Annotated in this window: 11 protein-coding genes; 2 read left to right on the forward strand and 9 right to left on the reverse strand. The window is 65.4% G+C overall.

The window, feature by feature from the left end; translation table 11 throughout:
* Positions 1-19: 19 nt before the first annotated feature.
* The 4 genes from FB461_RS05365 to FB461_RS05380 all read right to left on the reverse strand — a co-directional run bounded on the left by FB461_RS05365 (position 20) and on the right by FB461_RS05380 (position 9,691).
* Positions 20-5,506, reverse strand: coding sequence for a beta strand repeat-containing protein (locus FB461_RS05365; protein ID WP_142119638.1), 5,487 nt, complete (start codon positions 5,504-5,506; stop codon positions 20-22).
* 143 nt (positions 5,507-5,649) lie between these two features.
* Complete coding sequence (pheT, locus tag FB461_RS05370; RefSeq protein ID WP_142119640.1) at positions 5,650-8,244, reverse strand: phenylalanine--tRNA ligase subunit beta; 2,595 nt, start codon at positions 8,242-8,244, stop codon at positions 5,650-5,652.
* Positions 8,244-9,311 carry a phenylalanine--tRNA ligase subunit alpha gene (gene pheS, locus FB461_RS05375; protein ID WP_142120805.1) on the reverse strand — a complete coding sequence of 356 codons (1,068 nt, stop codon included), beginning with the start codon at positions 9,309-9,311 and terminating at the stop codon, positions 8,244-8,246. Before pheS ends, pheT begins: the two co-directional genes overlap by 1 nt.
* Before the next feature lie 77 nt (positions 9,312-9,388).
* Positions 9,389-9,691 carry a helix-turn-helix domain-containing protein gene (locus FB461_RS05380; protein WP_142119642.1) on the reverse strand — a complete coding sequence of 101 codons (303 nt, stop codon included), beginning with the start codon at positions 9,689-9,691 and terminating at the stop codon, positions 9,389-9,391.
* Between the two features lie 66 nt (positions 9,692-9,757).
* Between FB461_RS05380 and map the strand changes: the two genes are divergently transcribed.
* Positions 9,758-10,528, forward strand: a complete 771-nt coding sequence (map, locus tag FB461_RS05385; protein WP_142120807.1) for a type I methionyl aminopeptidase — start codon at positions 9,758-9,760, stop codon at positions 10,526-10,528.
* A 51-nt stretch (positions 10,529-10,579) separates the two neighbouring features.
* Here the strand turns inward: map and FB461_RS05390 are convergent, their stop codons facing one another.
* The 5 genes from FB461_RS05390 to FB461_RS05410 all read right to left on the reverse strand — a co-directional run bounded on the left by FB461_RS05390 (position 10,580) and on the right by FB461_RS05410 (position 14,442).
* Entirely contained in the window at positions 10,580-11,401 is an 822-nt protein-coding gene (locus tag FB461_RS05390) for a TrmH family RNA methyltransferase (protein WP_342776111.1), read from the reverse strand.
* 77 nt (positions 11,402-11,478) lie between these two features.
* On the reverse strand, positions 11,479-11,862 hold the full coding sequence (rplT, locus tag FB461_RS05395; protein WP_142119645.1) for a 50S ribosomal protein L20: 384 nt from the start codon (positions 11,860-11,862) through the stop codon (positions 11,479-11,481).
* A gap of 58 nt (positions 11,863-11,920) precedes the next feature.
* Positions 11,921-12,115: a 50S ribosomal protein L35 gene (rpmI, locus tag FB461_RS05400; RefSeq protein WP_142119646.1), complete on the reverse strand. Its 195-nt coding sequence runs from the start codon at positions 12,113-12,115 to the stop codon at positions 11,921-11,923.
* A 127-nt stretch (positions 12,116-12,242) separates the two neighbouring features.
* A complete protein-coding gene (gene infC, locus FB461_RS05405; RefSeq protein WP_281282074.1) occupies positions 12,243-12,827 on the reverse strand; it encodes a translation initiation factor IF-3 in 585 nt (194 codons plus the stop codon).
* 268 nt (positions 12,828-13,095) lie between these two features.
* Positions 13,096-14,442, reverse strand: coding sequence for a PAS domain-containing protein (locus FB461_RS05410; protein ID WP_142119648.1), 1,347 nt, complete (start codon positions 14,440-14,442; stop codon positions 13,096-13,098).
* A gap of 181 nt (positions 14,443-14,623) precedes the next feature.
* Between FB461_RS05410 and FB461_RS05415 the strand changes: the two genes are divergently transcribed.
* Entirely contained in the window at positions 14,624-14,995 is a 372-nt protein-coding gene (locus FB461_RS05415; protein WP_142120809.1) for a DUF1844 domain-containing protein, read from the forward strand.
* The last annotated feature ends 1 nt before the right edge of the window (position 14,996 follow it).

A 14,996-nucleotide genomic window follows, 5' to 3' on the forward strand; every position in this document is an offset into this window, starting at 1 on the left:
CTCCGGTTCTTCGTGGCCGCTACGAAGCCGCGGACACGGTGAAGCGCACCGACTTGGAGCGTGCTGACAGCGGGGCCTTGACCTTTACCACCCTGGTGCCCCAGTTCCGCCCCACGTTCTTCAGCACGACGCGATAGCGTCCCTTGACGTCCGCCTTGGCGTTCGGCTTGCTGACCCGGATGCCGTTGACGACGACGGTCACGGGCTCGCGCCTGCCCAGTCCTCGCACAACGATTGTCTGGGAGTCGGATGCATGGACGCGCTTCGCCCCGAGTCGCACCTTCAGCGCCTTCTTGGCAAGGAGGTTGTGGCGCGTGACTCGCAACTTGACGATTCCCTGGCGGTCTTTCTCTTCGCCGAACACACGGATATGCGAACGGTTGATGATCTTGCTACCGCCAGCGCGGCGCTTGGGAACGCGCACGGCCATCGTCGCCTTACCCTTGGCGTCGGCACGTCCCTTGCCGACGACGATGCCCCCGATGCGCACCTTGAACGCCTCGCCCGCGTCCAAGCCGCCGATCTTCACGCGGACCTTGGTCGTCACGCCGTACAACCGATCGGGGAAGCTGATCGCGACCTTGGCCTTGGGGCGACGGACCTTGACCACGACCTGCGCCGTCGTCGTGCCGATGTGGTTGCTCGCCGAGATCGAGTAGACGTTCGCACCGATCGAGGTTGGGGTCACCGCGGCACTGCCTGACGCAGCGACTGTTCCGCGCCAGGCTCCGCCCGCGTACACCCTGGTCGCTTCGCTGGTGCTCCAGGTGAGGCGCGCCGCAGCTCCGCGGCGGAGCGATGTGGCGTTAGAACGGAGAGTGATGGCCGGAGCACTGTCGGTCGCGACCGGGCCGCTCTCCGTGCTGGTCGCGATGGCTTCGGCGTATCCCCGGCGAGTAACCGTGACCTTGACCGAGATCCTCTTTCCCTTCAGATTCGCAGACAGTTCGAGTTCGTCCTGCGTCGCACCGGCGATCGGCTCTCCGTTGGCATACCACTGCAGAGCGGTCGCCTCCGCGGCTGGCACTGAGTCCTGCGTCACTGCGGTCAGGCGCTGCCGGACCTGTGCCGTACCGGTCCAGGCTACGGCTGGTGCCGTCGCGAACTGCGCGACCACGACGGGAGACAGCGACTCGCTGACTGTGAGGTCCTGGAAGTTCGGGCGCGTGACGAACGCTGTCACATCGATGGAAGACCCGACATCGGCGGCACGCGGGGAGTAGGTGGGGCCGCTGGCGACGACGTCGCCATCGATGCTCCACGAAAAGGTCACCGAAGAGTCCGACGGGTCGAGGCCAGCCAAGTCGGCCGAGAGCAGCTCATCCACCTGCGGAGTTCCCGTCACCTGCAGCGATTCCGCCGAGATGATGCCGATCACCTCGACATCGTTGACGGACGGGACAGTCAGCGGCACGAAGCCCGGTGCCGTGACAGTGACCTCGTACGTGATCAGCGACCCTGCATCCGAGTTCGACGGCGTCCAGGTGGCCTCGTCCGCATCCGGGATGACCAAGCCGTCGCGCAACCAGTGCCCGCTCAACTGGGCGCCCGCGACACTCGAGGCGAGGTCCGAGTCGATCGTCAGCGGCTCGCCCGCTTTGCCCGATCCCTCGATCACGACACCGCCGGTGACCGCCGGCTCCCCGTTGACGGTGACGGTCAGCGTCTGCTGCACGGCCGTTCCGATGCCATTGCCTGCCGTGACCTGCGGCGTGAACGTCCCATCCTCCGTCGGCGTCCCGGACAGGACTGCGGTGCCATCGGCTCCGGGTTCGAATGTGAGCCCGTTCGGCAACGCACCCGCAATGGTCAGTGTCGCCGCCGGGTATCCCGTGGAACTCAGCGTGAACGAACCGGCTACGCCGCGGGTGAAGGTCGCCGAAACAGCACTCGTCATGGCCGGGGGTTGATTCACTGTCAGCGTGAAGGACGAGTCATCCGTGCCGAGTGCGTTCGTGGCGGTCACGGAGACCTGGTACGTTCCCCCCACCCCCGCGCTCGGCGTACCGCTGATCATGGCGACGCCGTTCGCCTCGGCGAAGGCGAGACCTGCGGGCAGCCCGGTGACGTTCAGCGTCGCGGCGGGCACCGCACTCGCCACGACGCTGAACTGCGTCGGCACTCCCGTCTGCGCGACGCGATCCGCCGGTTGCTCGATGATGGGCGCACCCTCGACGGTCAAGAGGAAGGACTGAACCGCAGGTTCCCCGACCTCGCCAGTGGCCGTGATCGTGACCGGGAAGGTCCCGTGCTCGGTGGGCGAGCCGGACAGCGTGGCGGTGCCGTTGCCGTTGTCGTGGAAGGTCACTCCTGCCGGTAGCATTCCCGTCGTGTCGAGTGCCGGAGCGGGATACCCGGTGGTCTGTACCGTGAACGATCCGGCCGATCCGCGCGTCAGCGTCGTGGCTGCTGCGCTTGTCACTGCCGCAGGCTGTCTCACCGTGAGCGTGAACGATGTGCCGACGGATCCGACTGAGTTCGTTGCCGTGACGTTCACGTCGTAGTTGCCTCCGGTGCCCCCAGCCGGAGTGCCGCTGATCGTGAGCGTGCCGTTCTCCTCGGAGGCTGCCAGCCCGCTGGGCAGTCCAGTCACGTCGAACGAGGCGATGGGCAGCGCGTCCGAGGTGATGGCGAAATCGGTAGATATCCCCGTCTGGGCGGTCCGATCAGGAGCCGTGCCGAGGACTGGTGCGCCCTCGACTCGCAGGGTGAAGGTCTGCGTGGCCTCGACGCCGACTCCGTTCGAGGCGGTGACGGTCAGCGGGAACACGCCGTGCTGTAACGGCGTGCCCGAGAGTGTGCGCGTGCCATTGGCGGAGGTTCCCAGTGTCAGACCCGTCGGCAGGCTTCCCGTGAGGGCGATGTCCGCCGCGGGGTATCCCGTGGCGGCGAACTGGAACTGCCCGGCGATCCCGCGGGTGAGCGTTGCACCTGCTGCGCTCGTGATGGCGGGGGCCTGCGATACCGTCAAAGTGAAGTCACGGTTCACGGTTCCCACCGAGTTGGTCGCGGTCACGGTGACGGTGTAGACGCCACCTGCGGATGCCGCTGGGGTTCCACTGACAGTGATGGTTCCGTCGCCGTTGTCCGTACTCGACAGTCCCGACGGCAGACCGGCAACGGTCAATGATGGCACTGGGAGACCCGTCGCGCTCAGGTTGAAGGAGAGGCTAGTTCCGGTTGTCCCGGTCCTATCCGGAGTTGCGGCCAGCACCGGCGCGCCGTGAACAGTGATCGTAAGAACCTGAGTGACCGCCGGGAAGTCAGGATTCGTCGCGGTGATGGTGAGTGGGAATACACCGAACTGTGTTGGTGTCCCCGAAAGCTTTGCCGTCCCATCACCGTTGTCAATGAAACTCATACCACTGGGCAGGGTGCCCGTGCGCGTGATCGCGGCCGTTGGGTAGCCAGTCGTGGTCACGGTGAAGGACGCTGCCGTGCCCTGCGTCAGCGTGGCGGCGGCCGCGCTCGTGATCGCGGGCCCCTGAACAACGCGGATCGTGAGGTTCTGAGTGGCGTTTGGTCCGGACGAGTTCGCGGCCGTGACCGTCGCACTATAGGTACCGGTGGTCGCGACCGAACCTGTGATGGATCCAGCGCCTGTGCCGTTGTCTGTCCACGTGAGGCCCGTCGGCAACCCTGTCACCGTGATTGCGGGAGTCGGGACGCCACTAGCCGTCACAGCAATGTTCGCTGGTTGACCCACCGTGACGGTGCTGGTGTTCGCCGACGTGATCGCCGCCGGGCTTCCAATATTCAGCGTGAGGGCGTGGTCGGCGCTGCCATGCGCGTTGGTGAGACGAACGGTCAAGGTGTGAGTACCAGCCGCGGCAAGTGAAGGGGTGCCGGAGATCCGGGCGACCCCACCAACGATTGACAGCGACAGGCCTGCGGGCAGAGAACCGGTGGCAAGGCTGGCGGTCGGCGCAGGAAATGCCGTGAAGGGCAGATCCACCGCTGCAGCCTGATTGACCAGGAGGTTCTGCGATGTCGGCGCGACGCCGAAGATGGGGCGTTGATTGACATTGACTGTCAGGTCTTGGTGGACGGATCCCGCCGAGTTCGTCGCATCGACGCTGACGACGGTGGAGCCGGGAGTCGTCGGCGTTCCGCTGATGACGCGAGTCGATCCGCTCTGCGTGGCGACACTCAGCCCTGCCGGAAGCGATCCGATCGTGATGCTGGATTGCGGGATTCCTGTTGCTGTCACAGAGAAGCTGCCCGCTTGGCCTGCCATGAAGGTTGCGGTACTGGTCGAGGTTATGGCGGGTACTTCGTTGACCTGGATCGAGAATGAGGCTGTTGCGCTTCCTGCAATATTTGTCGCCTTGATCTGGGGTGAGAACGACCCTGTGGCCGTCGGCGTTCCGGTGAGCGCTCCGGTCGATGAATTGAGGGACACACCGGTCGGAAGACTTCCGGTATCCAGTGCGTAGGCGACGTTGGGGTCAGCAGACTGAACGTTGATGCTGCCCGTGGCCGCCTGGCCCTTGACCCAGGTGAACGATGCCGGGGGCCGGAACACCGGCGGGACAACATAGACGACGTTCACGGAGTTGGACGAGGAAGCGGCGTTCACCTGGTCCCAACTGTCCACAATCGCGCCAGCGACGACGTTGACTTTGACCGTGCCACTCGTCGATATCCCGGTCACGGTCACCGTGTAGGAGGTCCCCGACCCCGTGACTGACGAGATCGTTCCGCCTGCCGTCCCTGACAGGCTCACTTCATTCGACGCCAGGCCATTGACCAGCGTTGCTCCCTGGCCCAGCGACACTGTCACGGGGAACGTAAGCGTGTCACCCTGCTTGACGTAGACAGGATTGCCGGTCGGCTGCGAGATGCTGACCGACGGGGCAGCTGGCACTCCACCACCCAGGGGTGTGGTGCGAATCTGATCGAGTTTGGCGGTAAGTACGCCACCGGACGTGTCATAGTTCCTCGGGTAGGCCACTGTCACGCTGATGGCTGTGACGCTGGTGAAATTCGGCATGGGACTGAAGCAGGCGCCGCCCGTCACGTTGCAGTCCATGTTAAAAACGAAATTGAACGGCCCGTCTGTGTTTGCGATGCCACTGCTGTAAACGCCGGTTATACCGCCGCCCGTCACGGAAATGCTGATGTTTGCTGCAGTGTCCCAAGCATTGGGACGATTGGTCCGATTGATGTCGGTGAACTCCAGGAAGAACTGCTTGTTCAGTCCGCTATCGGTCAGGTCGCGAGTGGGAATGGCGTAACTGATTGTGGCAGAACCTGCCGTATTGCCGGCACCTTGAGCTGTGAATACCCCGAGCCCACCGGACTGCGTGAAGCTCCCGCTCCCAACGGTGGATGCGCTCCGGCTACCGAGCACCGTGCCCGCATAGTCATCAATCATGATCGTCGCAGCGTGAGCGCCGGGAGCCACGACGACAGTCCCAACAATGATCATGAGCAGCGCCGTCAGCACCGACAGGATGCGATGACGCACGGAATTTCCCCGCCGGACATACTGGTCAGCACTCATGAATTTTGTCCTCAATCTCGGCACACGGATCACACGCAAGCAATGTTCAGGTCCAAATGCTACACGTCGACCAGATGGAACAAAAGAGATGAATCACCCCAGATCAGGCACCAGTTTTGGATAATCGACAATTTCCGCCGAACTCAGACGCGAAGTGTCGCCCCGATTACCGCGGCAGCCGTAATAGCGGACTCGCGGACAGCGGCCGCGTCCTGCGCGGTCAGCGTGCGATCGTCCGCGCGCAGGCGGAGCGCGAACGCCAGCGACTTCTTGCCTTCGCCGAGTTGATCGCCGCGGTAGACATCGAACAACCGCACAGATTCGACCAGGTCTCCCCCGCCTACCCGGAGCGCTGCGGCTACCGCTTCCGCTGGCACGCCCTCGTCCACGACGAACGCAAGGTCCTCCTTGGACACGGGGTAGGCCGATACGGGCTCGGATTCGACTGGCGTGCCAGTCACCTGCTCGATGAGGGCATCGAGATCGAGTTCGAACGCTACGGAGCGCGGTGGGAGGCCCAGGCGCTCCAGCACCTTCGGGTGTAGTTCCCCGGCGTAGCCTGCCACGATCGTGTCCTCACCGTTGCATTGCTCGACGGTGAACGATGCGCATCGTCCGGGGTGGAACGGAGCATATTCCGCAGACGAGACCGACACTGGGATCCCGACCACATCGACGACAGTCCGCCCCAGATCGATGGCGTCCGCCCAATCCGCCGCCCGGCCTTCGCCCCACCAGCCGGAGCGTTCGCGGTTCCCAAGCAGGATGCCCGCGACGTGCCGTGGCTGATCAGGAACTGCGGTTGCAAGTTCGTCGAGATCGGAATCGCTAGGACGCGTTCCGCCCGGAAGCGACGGTGCGGCCAATGAATGATCGCCCCGCAAGAAGACCTGCCCGATCTCAAACAGTTCCAGGTCGCTCGCACCGCGGCCGAGGTTGCGCTTGGCCGTGTCGAGCAGCGTGGCCAGCAGGGATGTCCGCAGATCCGGCCGGTCGTCGCCAAGGGGATTGACCAGGCTGATCACGCCTCGCCGTTGGTCACCCGCAGGTACGTCCAGGATGTCATTCACATCCGGTGCCACGAACGGATAGGACAGTGTTTCCACGAGGCCCTGTTCGGCGAGCGACCTGGCGACGGATCGGCGCAATCGCTGACTGTCGGTGAGCCCTCGTCCCGCCCGCGCCTTCGGCAGCACCGGGACGATCTCGTCGTAACCAACGATGCGCGCGACTTCCTCGACCAGTTCGGCCGGGCCGGTCAGATCGGGACGCCAGGTGGGAGGCGTGACTCGCAGTAGTTCGGTGACGTCGTCCTCACCCGCCGATTCAACGCGCGCGCCGATGGCCTCGAGCACGCCGACTACCTGATCGCGCGTGTAGGCGACGCCGACCAGGCGCTGCGGTTCGCTCAGGCGCATCTGGATCGGCGCAGGCGCCGTCGTGTCGTCTAGATCGCTGACGGCCGCGTCGGCGACACCGCCACCGAACTCGACCAGCAGTTCAACGACGCGTTGCGCCGCCACGGGGGCGAGTTTCGGATCGACCCCGCGCTCGAATCGCTTGGCCGCCTCGGATGGCAGTTTGTGGCGGCGCGAGGAGCGCGCGATCGAAACCGGATCGAAGTGAGCAGCCTCGATGAGCACATCCGTCGTCGTCTCGGAGACCTCGCTCGAGGCCCCACCCATCACACCCGCAATCCCGAGCACACGTGAACCACGCTGGCCCGCGGGCGAATCGGTGATCAACAGATCCTCGGTCGAAAGGCGGCGCTCAACGCCGTCAAGCGTGGTCAGGCCCTCGCCTTCGCGTCCGCGGCGCACGACGATCGGTGCGGAAACCTTGCTCAGGTCGTAGGCGTGCAGCGGCTGCCCCAGGTCGAGCATGACGTAGTTGGTGACGTCTACCGACAAGGAGATCGGCCGCATACCAGCCTTTGTGAGGCGCTCCTGCATCCACTGCGGGCTGGGGGCCTGCGGGTCTATGCCGCGAACGATGCGCGTGACGAAGCGATCGCAGCCCACTGCACCGTGCACCGGGGCGCCATCCTCGACCTCGACCTCGAAGCCGTCCGCAGTGGGGCCGGGCAATGGCGCCGCGGGGAGGCCCGGATCGGTGAACTCGGCGCCAGTCGATAGCGCGAACTCGCGCGCGACGCCGCGCACCGAGAAGCAGTATCCGCGGTCGGGGGTGACGTTGATTTCGAGAATCTCGTCCGACAACCCGAGCGGGCCCAGCGCGTCTGTGCCGGGCGCGGGATCCGCCTCGGACTGCTCGTTCGCCTTCCGATACACGATGATGCCGTCGTGCTCGTCCCCTAGGCCCAGCTCGCGCGCGGAGCAGATCATGCCATCCGACACGTGCCCGTAGGTCTTACGCGAAGCGATCGCGAAACCACCGGGCAGCACCGCGCCGGGGAGCGACACGACGACCAGATCCCCCTGCTCGAAATTGTGCGCGCCGCAGACGATGCCGCGCGGCGCGACGGGCTCACCGGTTTCGTCGGTGACGTTGTGCGCGCCAACATCGACCTGGCACCAGTTGATCGTCTTACCGTTCTTCTGAGGCTCCGGCTCGACCTTGAGAACTCGTCCGAAGACCACCGGCCCCGTCACGTCCGAGCTGTGGATCGCCTCCTCCTCGAGGCCGACCTTAACCAGTGCCCGCGCGAGTTCCTCCGCGGTCATGTCCGCGGGCACCTTAACGTGCTCAGCCAGCCAGTCCTTGATGACGTACGGCATCAGATCTCCATCCCGAATTGCTGCGAGAAGCGAACATCGCCCTCGACGATATCCCGCATGTCCGTCACCGCGTGCCGAAGCATCACCGATCGCTCGATGCCCATGCCGAAGGCGAATCCGGTGTACACCTCGGGATCGATTCCCGCGGAGCGCAGGACGTTCGGATTGACCATCCCGCAGCCGCCCCACTCGATCCAGCCGGCTCCGCCCTTCTTCTGCGGGAACCAGAGGTCCATCTCGGCGCTCGGCTCGGTGAACGGGAAGTAACTCGGGCGCAGGCGCGTGCGTGCCTCAGAACCGAACAGCGCCTGAGCGAAGCGGTCGAGCACGCCCTTCAGGTGAGCCATCGTGAGGCCCTTGTCCACCGCGAGACCCTCGACCTGGTGGAACACGGGCGAGTGAGTGGCGTCGAGTTCGTCCGCCCGAAACACCTTGCCGGGGCAAGCAATGTAGAGCGGGAGATCTCGCGCAAGGAGCTCGCGCACCTGGACGGACGACGTCTGCGTGCGCAGCACCAGTCCGGATGCCCGACCTTCGGCACCGGAATCGACGTAAAACGAGTCCTGCATCTGGCGCGATGGATGGTCGACGGCGATATTGAGCGCGTCGAAGTTGAACCACTCGGCTTCGAGTTCGGGGCCTTCCGCGATCTCCCATCCCATGGAGACGAAGAAGTCGGCAACGCGGTCCTGCATGGTCTCCAGGGGGTGACGGGCGCCCCGCGGGCGCCGGTCCGTGGGAACGGTCACGTCCACGCGCTCGGTGCGGATGACCCGCTCGTCGCGTTCCGCTTCCAGTTCCGCCTGCCGCTGCGCGATCGCCTTCGATATCCGGCCCCGAGCGGGCCCGACAAGTTTTCCGGCGGTGGCCTTATCGGCGCCCTGAAGACTGCCAATGGCCCGATTGGCGAGCGCGAGTGCGCTCTTGTCGGACGTGTGCTCCAGGCGGACGGCCTTCAGTCCCTCTAGAGAGGTGACCGCTGCGATGTCTGCGAGGGCCGCCGCGACTGCGGCGCCGACCGCGACCTCGTCCAGGGGCGAAATCGTCGAATCGTCGGTGGTGGGCATGCTTGCCTTCCGGTCGATGCTCGGGGTGGCGCTCGGCCGCGCCATCGAACCATTCTAGGACAGCCCTGACCCCTGGATCACGACGCCAGGGGGCCTCCCGAAGCGGCGGACGGTTCGTCGGGGCCGGTCTCCTCGCTCACGCGGCTGATCTCGCCCCACAACCCGTCGAGGGACATGTCCAGGACGGCGGCGATCGCGGCAATCGTCGTGAAGGCAGGGGTCGCGATACGGCCGGACTCGATCTTCCGGAGGGTCTCCGGCGACACCTCCGCCGCAGCGGCGACCTCGGGGATGGACTGCGCGCCACGCGAACGACGCAACAACTCGCCAAGGCGCTGCCCGCGGGCCAGTTCGCCCGGTGTGAGCGGTAGTCTCACCATGAATCCAATTATAATACCGGTAGCATGGCCGGCATAGTTATCGGCCGATTGCGGGAGGGGAAACGCGTGATCGAGGTCTTGAACGACGTGGAATTGGATCGCGCCAGTAGGAGTGGCGAACTGGTGGCCAGCATTCTCCGGGCCGCCAGGGAACGCACGACCGTCGGCACGAATCTGCTTGACATCGACCGTTGGACCAGGACCATGATCACCGAGGCCGGCGCGCAGTCGTGCTACGTCGACTACGAGCCTTCCTTCGGTCGAGGGCCGTTCGGGCACTACATCTGCACGTCCGTCAACGATGCCGTGCTGCACGGCAAACCATTCGACTACGCCCTGCGCGATGGCGACCTGCTCACGCTCGACCTCGCGGTGTCCCTCGACGGCATCGTCGCCGACTCGGCGATCAGCTTCGTCGTCGGCTCGTCCGCCCGCAGCGAGGACCTCGCCATGATCGCCGCGACGCAGCGAGCACTGGCGGCCGGTATCGCCGCCGCCGTTCCTGGGGCCCGCGTCGGCGACATCTCCCACGCCATCGGCACCGTCCTGACGGACGCCGGCTATCCCATAAACACTCAATTCGGTGGACACGGGGTGGGATCCACCATGCATCAGGATCCGCACATCGCCAATGCCGGGCGGCCGGGCCGCGGCTACCAGTTGCGCCCGGGACTACTCCTGGCCATTGAACCCTGGGTCATGGCCGACACAGACGAACTAGTCACCGATGGCGACGGATGGACGCTCCGGAGCGCGACCGGTTGCCGCACAGCGCACAGTGAGCACACGATCGCCATCACCGAGGAGGGCCCACGCGTCCTGACGCTGCCGCGATGACCGCCCGGAGATGATCGTCGCGAGATGATCGTCGGGAAGTCCCGTCAGCGCCTAGGCGCCGAAAGCAGAACGTCGAGCGAGCGCCGACGCGTAGAGGCACACCGCTGCGGCGGTCGCTAGATTCAGGGATTCGGCGCGGCCGAAAATCGGCACCGCCACCGGCTCGTCCACGAGCGCGAGCTGATCGGGAGTGAAGCCCCACGCCTCGTTGCCGAAGATCCAGGTGGTTCGACGCGCGAGGCGCCCGCCTTCCCCATCGAACTGCGCGAGGGTCGAGCCGCTTGCATCAGCGGCCAACACCTGCAGGCCGGCGGCGCGAACGACATCCACCGCCTCGATCAAGTCGACTCCCCCAAGGACGGGCAGGTGAAACATCGATCCGGCGGTGGACCGCACGACCTTTGGATTGGTTATCTCCACCGATGAATCGGTGAGCACCACGGCATCCGCTCCTGCGGCGTCGCATGCGCGGATGACGGCTCCCGCATTTCCGGGATCGCGCACCTGAGACAGGATCGCGATGAGCGCGCCATCGCGCGCGACATCTGCGAGCAGACCGAGCGCGACATCGCTGGCCATCGAGTACCGCGTGCGTTCGGCAACCGCCAGAATCCCCTGGGCATCCGGGCTCATGGCGCGCGAAACCTCGTCCGACACCTGATGCACGTAGACGCCGGCTAGATCCGCCGCGTCCGCAATATCGGCGTAGCGCTCCGCGGCCGCGGCCGTCAGATAGAGATCGAGGACGTCGTCCGTCGCGTACCGGACGAGTTCGCGGACGGCCTGCGGCCCCTCGACCAGGAAACGATTGCCACGCAGACGCGCTGAACGCCCGGACAGGTTGCTCACGGCACGGACGCGATCACTTCGCACATTGGTGATCATGAGAGTCCGTACCCTGCCTGTCCGGGCGTTCAGCGAATGTTGACGAGCCCCGTCAAGGGTGCAGGTCAGGCCGCCTTCGGCGCGTTGACGTCGGCCGGGAGGGCCTTCTTCGCGATGTCGACGAGAGCCTTGAACGCCGTCGGGTCGCTCACCGCGAGTTCGGCGAGCACGCGACGGTCGACCTCGACCTCAGCGGCCTTGAGGCCCTGGATGAAACGGTTGTAGGTCAGGCCCTCAGCGCGAGCTGCCGCGTTGATGCGCTGAATCCACAGCTTGCGGAAGTCGCCCTTGCGCGCCTTGCGGTCGCGGTAGGCGTAAACGAGCGAGTGGGTGACCTGCTCCTTGGCCTTGCGATACAGGCGCGAGCGCTGACCGCGGTAGCCGCTGGCCCGCTCGAGGGTTGAACGACGCTTCTTCTGGGCGTTGACCGCCCGCTTCACGCGTGCCACGTGATGCTCCTTGCAGTAGTGATTCGAAAGGGGGTCTTGGGTGCGTGAGCACCAGGGCTTACTTGCCCAGCAGCTTCTTGATCGTGCGGGTGTCCGCAGCCGAAACGGCCTTGTCCAGGCTCAGTCGGCGGGTGCGCCGCGACGACTTGTGCTCGAGCAGGTGTCGCTTGTTCGCCTGCTCGCGCATCAGCTTGCCGCTTCCCGTGGTCCGGAAGCGCTTCTTAGCACCGGAGTGTGTCTTGTTCTTCGGCATGACTGCCGTCTCTCCTCGTGTCTGGTCACCCGGGAGCGCCGGGCGACATCGTCGTGGTGCACGCCCGATGGCGGGCACACTTTGCTGGTTATCTGGAAATTCAGTTGAAAGCGCGGCGAAGCAGCGCCTATTCGGCCGGAACCTCGTCGCCGCCGCGGCTCGACCGCGCGCGCTTCGGTTCAGCCTTGTTCTCGGTCTTCTTGCGCGTCGGAGCGAGAACCATCACCATGTTGCGGCCGTCCTGCTTCGGCATGGACTCGACGGTGCCGAACTCGGCCACGTCATCCGCGAGTCGCTGCAGCAGGCGAACGCCCATCTCCGGACGAGACTGCTCACGACCGCGGAACATGATCATTGTCTTGACCTTGTCGCCTGCGGACAGGAAGCGGACCACGTGCCCCTTCTTGGTCTCGTAGTCGTGATCATCGATCTTGAGCCGGAAGCGGATCTCCTTGAGTTGCGCGTTCGTCTGGTTCCGACGAGCCTCGCGCGCCTTCATGTCGGACTCGTACTTGAACTTGCCGTAGTCCATGAGCTTCACGACCGGCGGACGTGCATCCGGCGCAACTTCGACGAGGTCAAGGTCCGCCTCTTGGGCAAGGTTGAGCGCCACTTCGATACGGACGACCCCTACCTGTTCGCCGCCGGGGCCCACAAGTCGGACCTCGGGTACGCGAATCCGGTCGTTGATACGCGGCTCGCTGATGGTGATCTCCTCACATCTGTCTGGTCTGCTTCGGCAACGAAAAAGGCCTCCGTTGCATACGAAACGAAGGCCTACCACACCACACGAAAAGGGCGGCGCAAATGCGCCACCTCGCTGTGAGGAACCCGGAAACTGTCGCGGCGCCAGCCGCAGTCGCATCCAAGGTGGGAGCCGAACTCCGCTTCGATTGGATACCGAGGGCACACTTACGCACTCGGACCTTCTAACAATCTACCACAGACGACGCCCGGCACCTAGGAGGGAACGCTACGCATCAGCGGATGCTGACGCGGGATACTGCCTGGCGAAGCCGATTGAGGTCGAGTGGCTTGGCCGCATCGCGGCATTCTGCGGCGAGGTCACGCAACGACTTCATTCGCGCCCGACTTCGGACCTCCTGGCCGTCGATGTCCCCGAGCATGCCAGACAGCTGCCCGCTGAGCCGGAAGCGCACCACGAGGTTGCGCCAGTCCAGCAGCATGCGCTGGAACTTCGCGAGCCGGTCGGCCGCCTCTTCGATGTGATCCGCGGCCTCCGTGACGCGAACCCCCACCGAGTTCCACTCCCGCTCGACCGCTGCGACCGTCCGCTCGATAGCGGCACACAGCAGTTCGAGACTGCCCATCGCGTCGCCCGACGCCTCGCCCTTGGCAATCTCGACCGCGAACGATTCGGCTGCCGCCGAGTGGAGTACGCACATGGCGACTACGACGCGCAACTGCATCAGCTCAGCCTGCGTCGCCTGCAGCAGGGCAGGCAGCGCCTGCAGGTGCGCCGACGTCTCGTCGGACAAGGCCGCGGCCGCAGCCGCGGCCCGCGCCAGAACGGGAGCCGAGCCCCCGACCTCCTCGGAAGCCGCCGCAGCGGCCGTCACCGTGCGCGAGAGGTTACCGACCGAGCCGCGCAGGCTCTCCGCCTCCGTCGACAACGACCGCGCGAGTGCCGTGTACTCCACCAACCGGGCGCGCAGCACCGCGAGTTCCTCGTCGATCTCCCTCGTGGCGCCGAGGACTCGGCCGACATCGTGGCCGTCCTTGACGAACGCCGCCGGCAATTGCGGCCGGGGCAGCTTGTCCCAAGCGTCGACTTCATCAGGCAGGACCACGGCCGCCATAGCGGCGAAGCCGCCGTAGCCGCGCTCCACCAGCAGGCCTTCGAGGATGCTGCTCGATTCGGCCGCGGCATCGCGGGCGCTCATCCCGGCGGCGCGCATCTTGCGTTCAGTCGCACGTGCTGTGTCGTACGCGTGTCGCAGATTCTCGTGGTGATCCTGGCGGGACACCTGCACGTGAACCGACAAGTACGTTCCGTCCTTGACGGGCGAGACGCACGCGAGTGTCCAGTAGGAAGCCCCATCCGCCGCGAGATTCAGCACGTAGGTGGCGATCGGCTTGCCCGTCGCCAATTGGGCCCAGAATAGGTGGAACAATCCGCCAGGCATCTCGCGATGGCGGACGATATTGTGCGGTGAACCGACCAACTGCTCGGCGGTGTATCCCGATATCTCGCAGAAACTCTTGCCCGCTCCCGTGATCTTGCCGGATTCGTCGGTCGTGGAGAACAGGACCGTTCCGGCGGGAATTTCACGAACGATTCCAGTTGGAATGACTGAAGACTGCACGCATGGTCCTTTCGCTCACCAACGACTTGCCGGATTCGCCCGGTGGCCGCATCCATAGTGATATTCGGCACGTTCCGGGCCGAGGACAAGGCCATCGCAGCAAGTTTCGGGGAGCCTTCACACCGGCACCGCGAAATCCAGCCGCGGCATCGGCGACAATGGAGCGGTGACCGACGAATCGATGACATTGCCCCACGGCGATCCCGCCCCGCCCGATGAGAGCGTGGCGGGCGCAACTCGCGATATCGCGGAGGTGCCGGCAGTCGAGGTCATCACGACCTCGGCCGTCCACCTCATGAGCGCTGCCGCCGTCAAGTGCGGCCTGTCCGAGGGCTCCGATGCCGAGACCTTCAAGGACCTGGACGAGGCACGCAAACTCATTCAGGCGCTCGCCGGACTCGTCACGGCGGCCGCGCCGGACATCGGGTCGCAGCATGCCCGCTCGCTTCGGGATGGGCTGAGGTCGCTACAACTCGCGTTCCGCGAGGCCTCTGCGTATCCCGACCCGATCGGTCAGGGGCCAGGAGAGGACCTGACGGGGCCCGTCAGGTAAG

It is taken from the genome of Rarobacter faecitabidus (assembly GCF_006716265.1).
Lineage (GTDB): Bacteria > Actinomycetota > Actinomycetes > Actinomycetales > Cellulomonadaceae > Rarobacter > Rarobacter faecitabidus.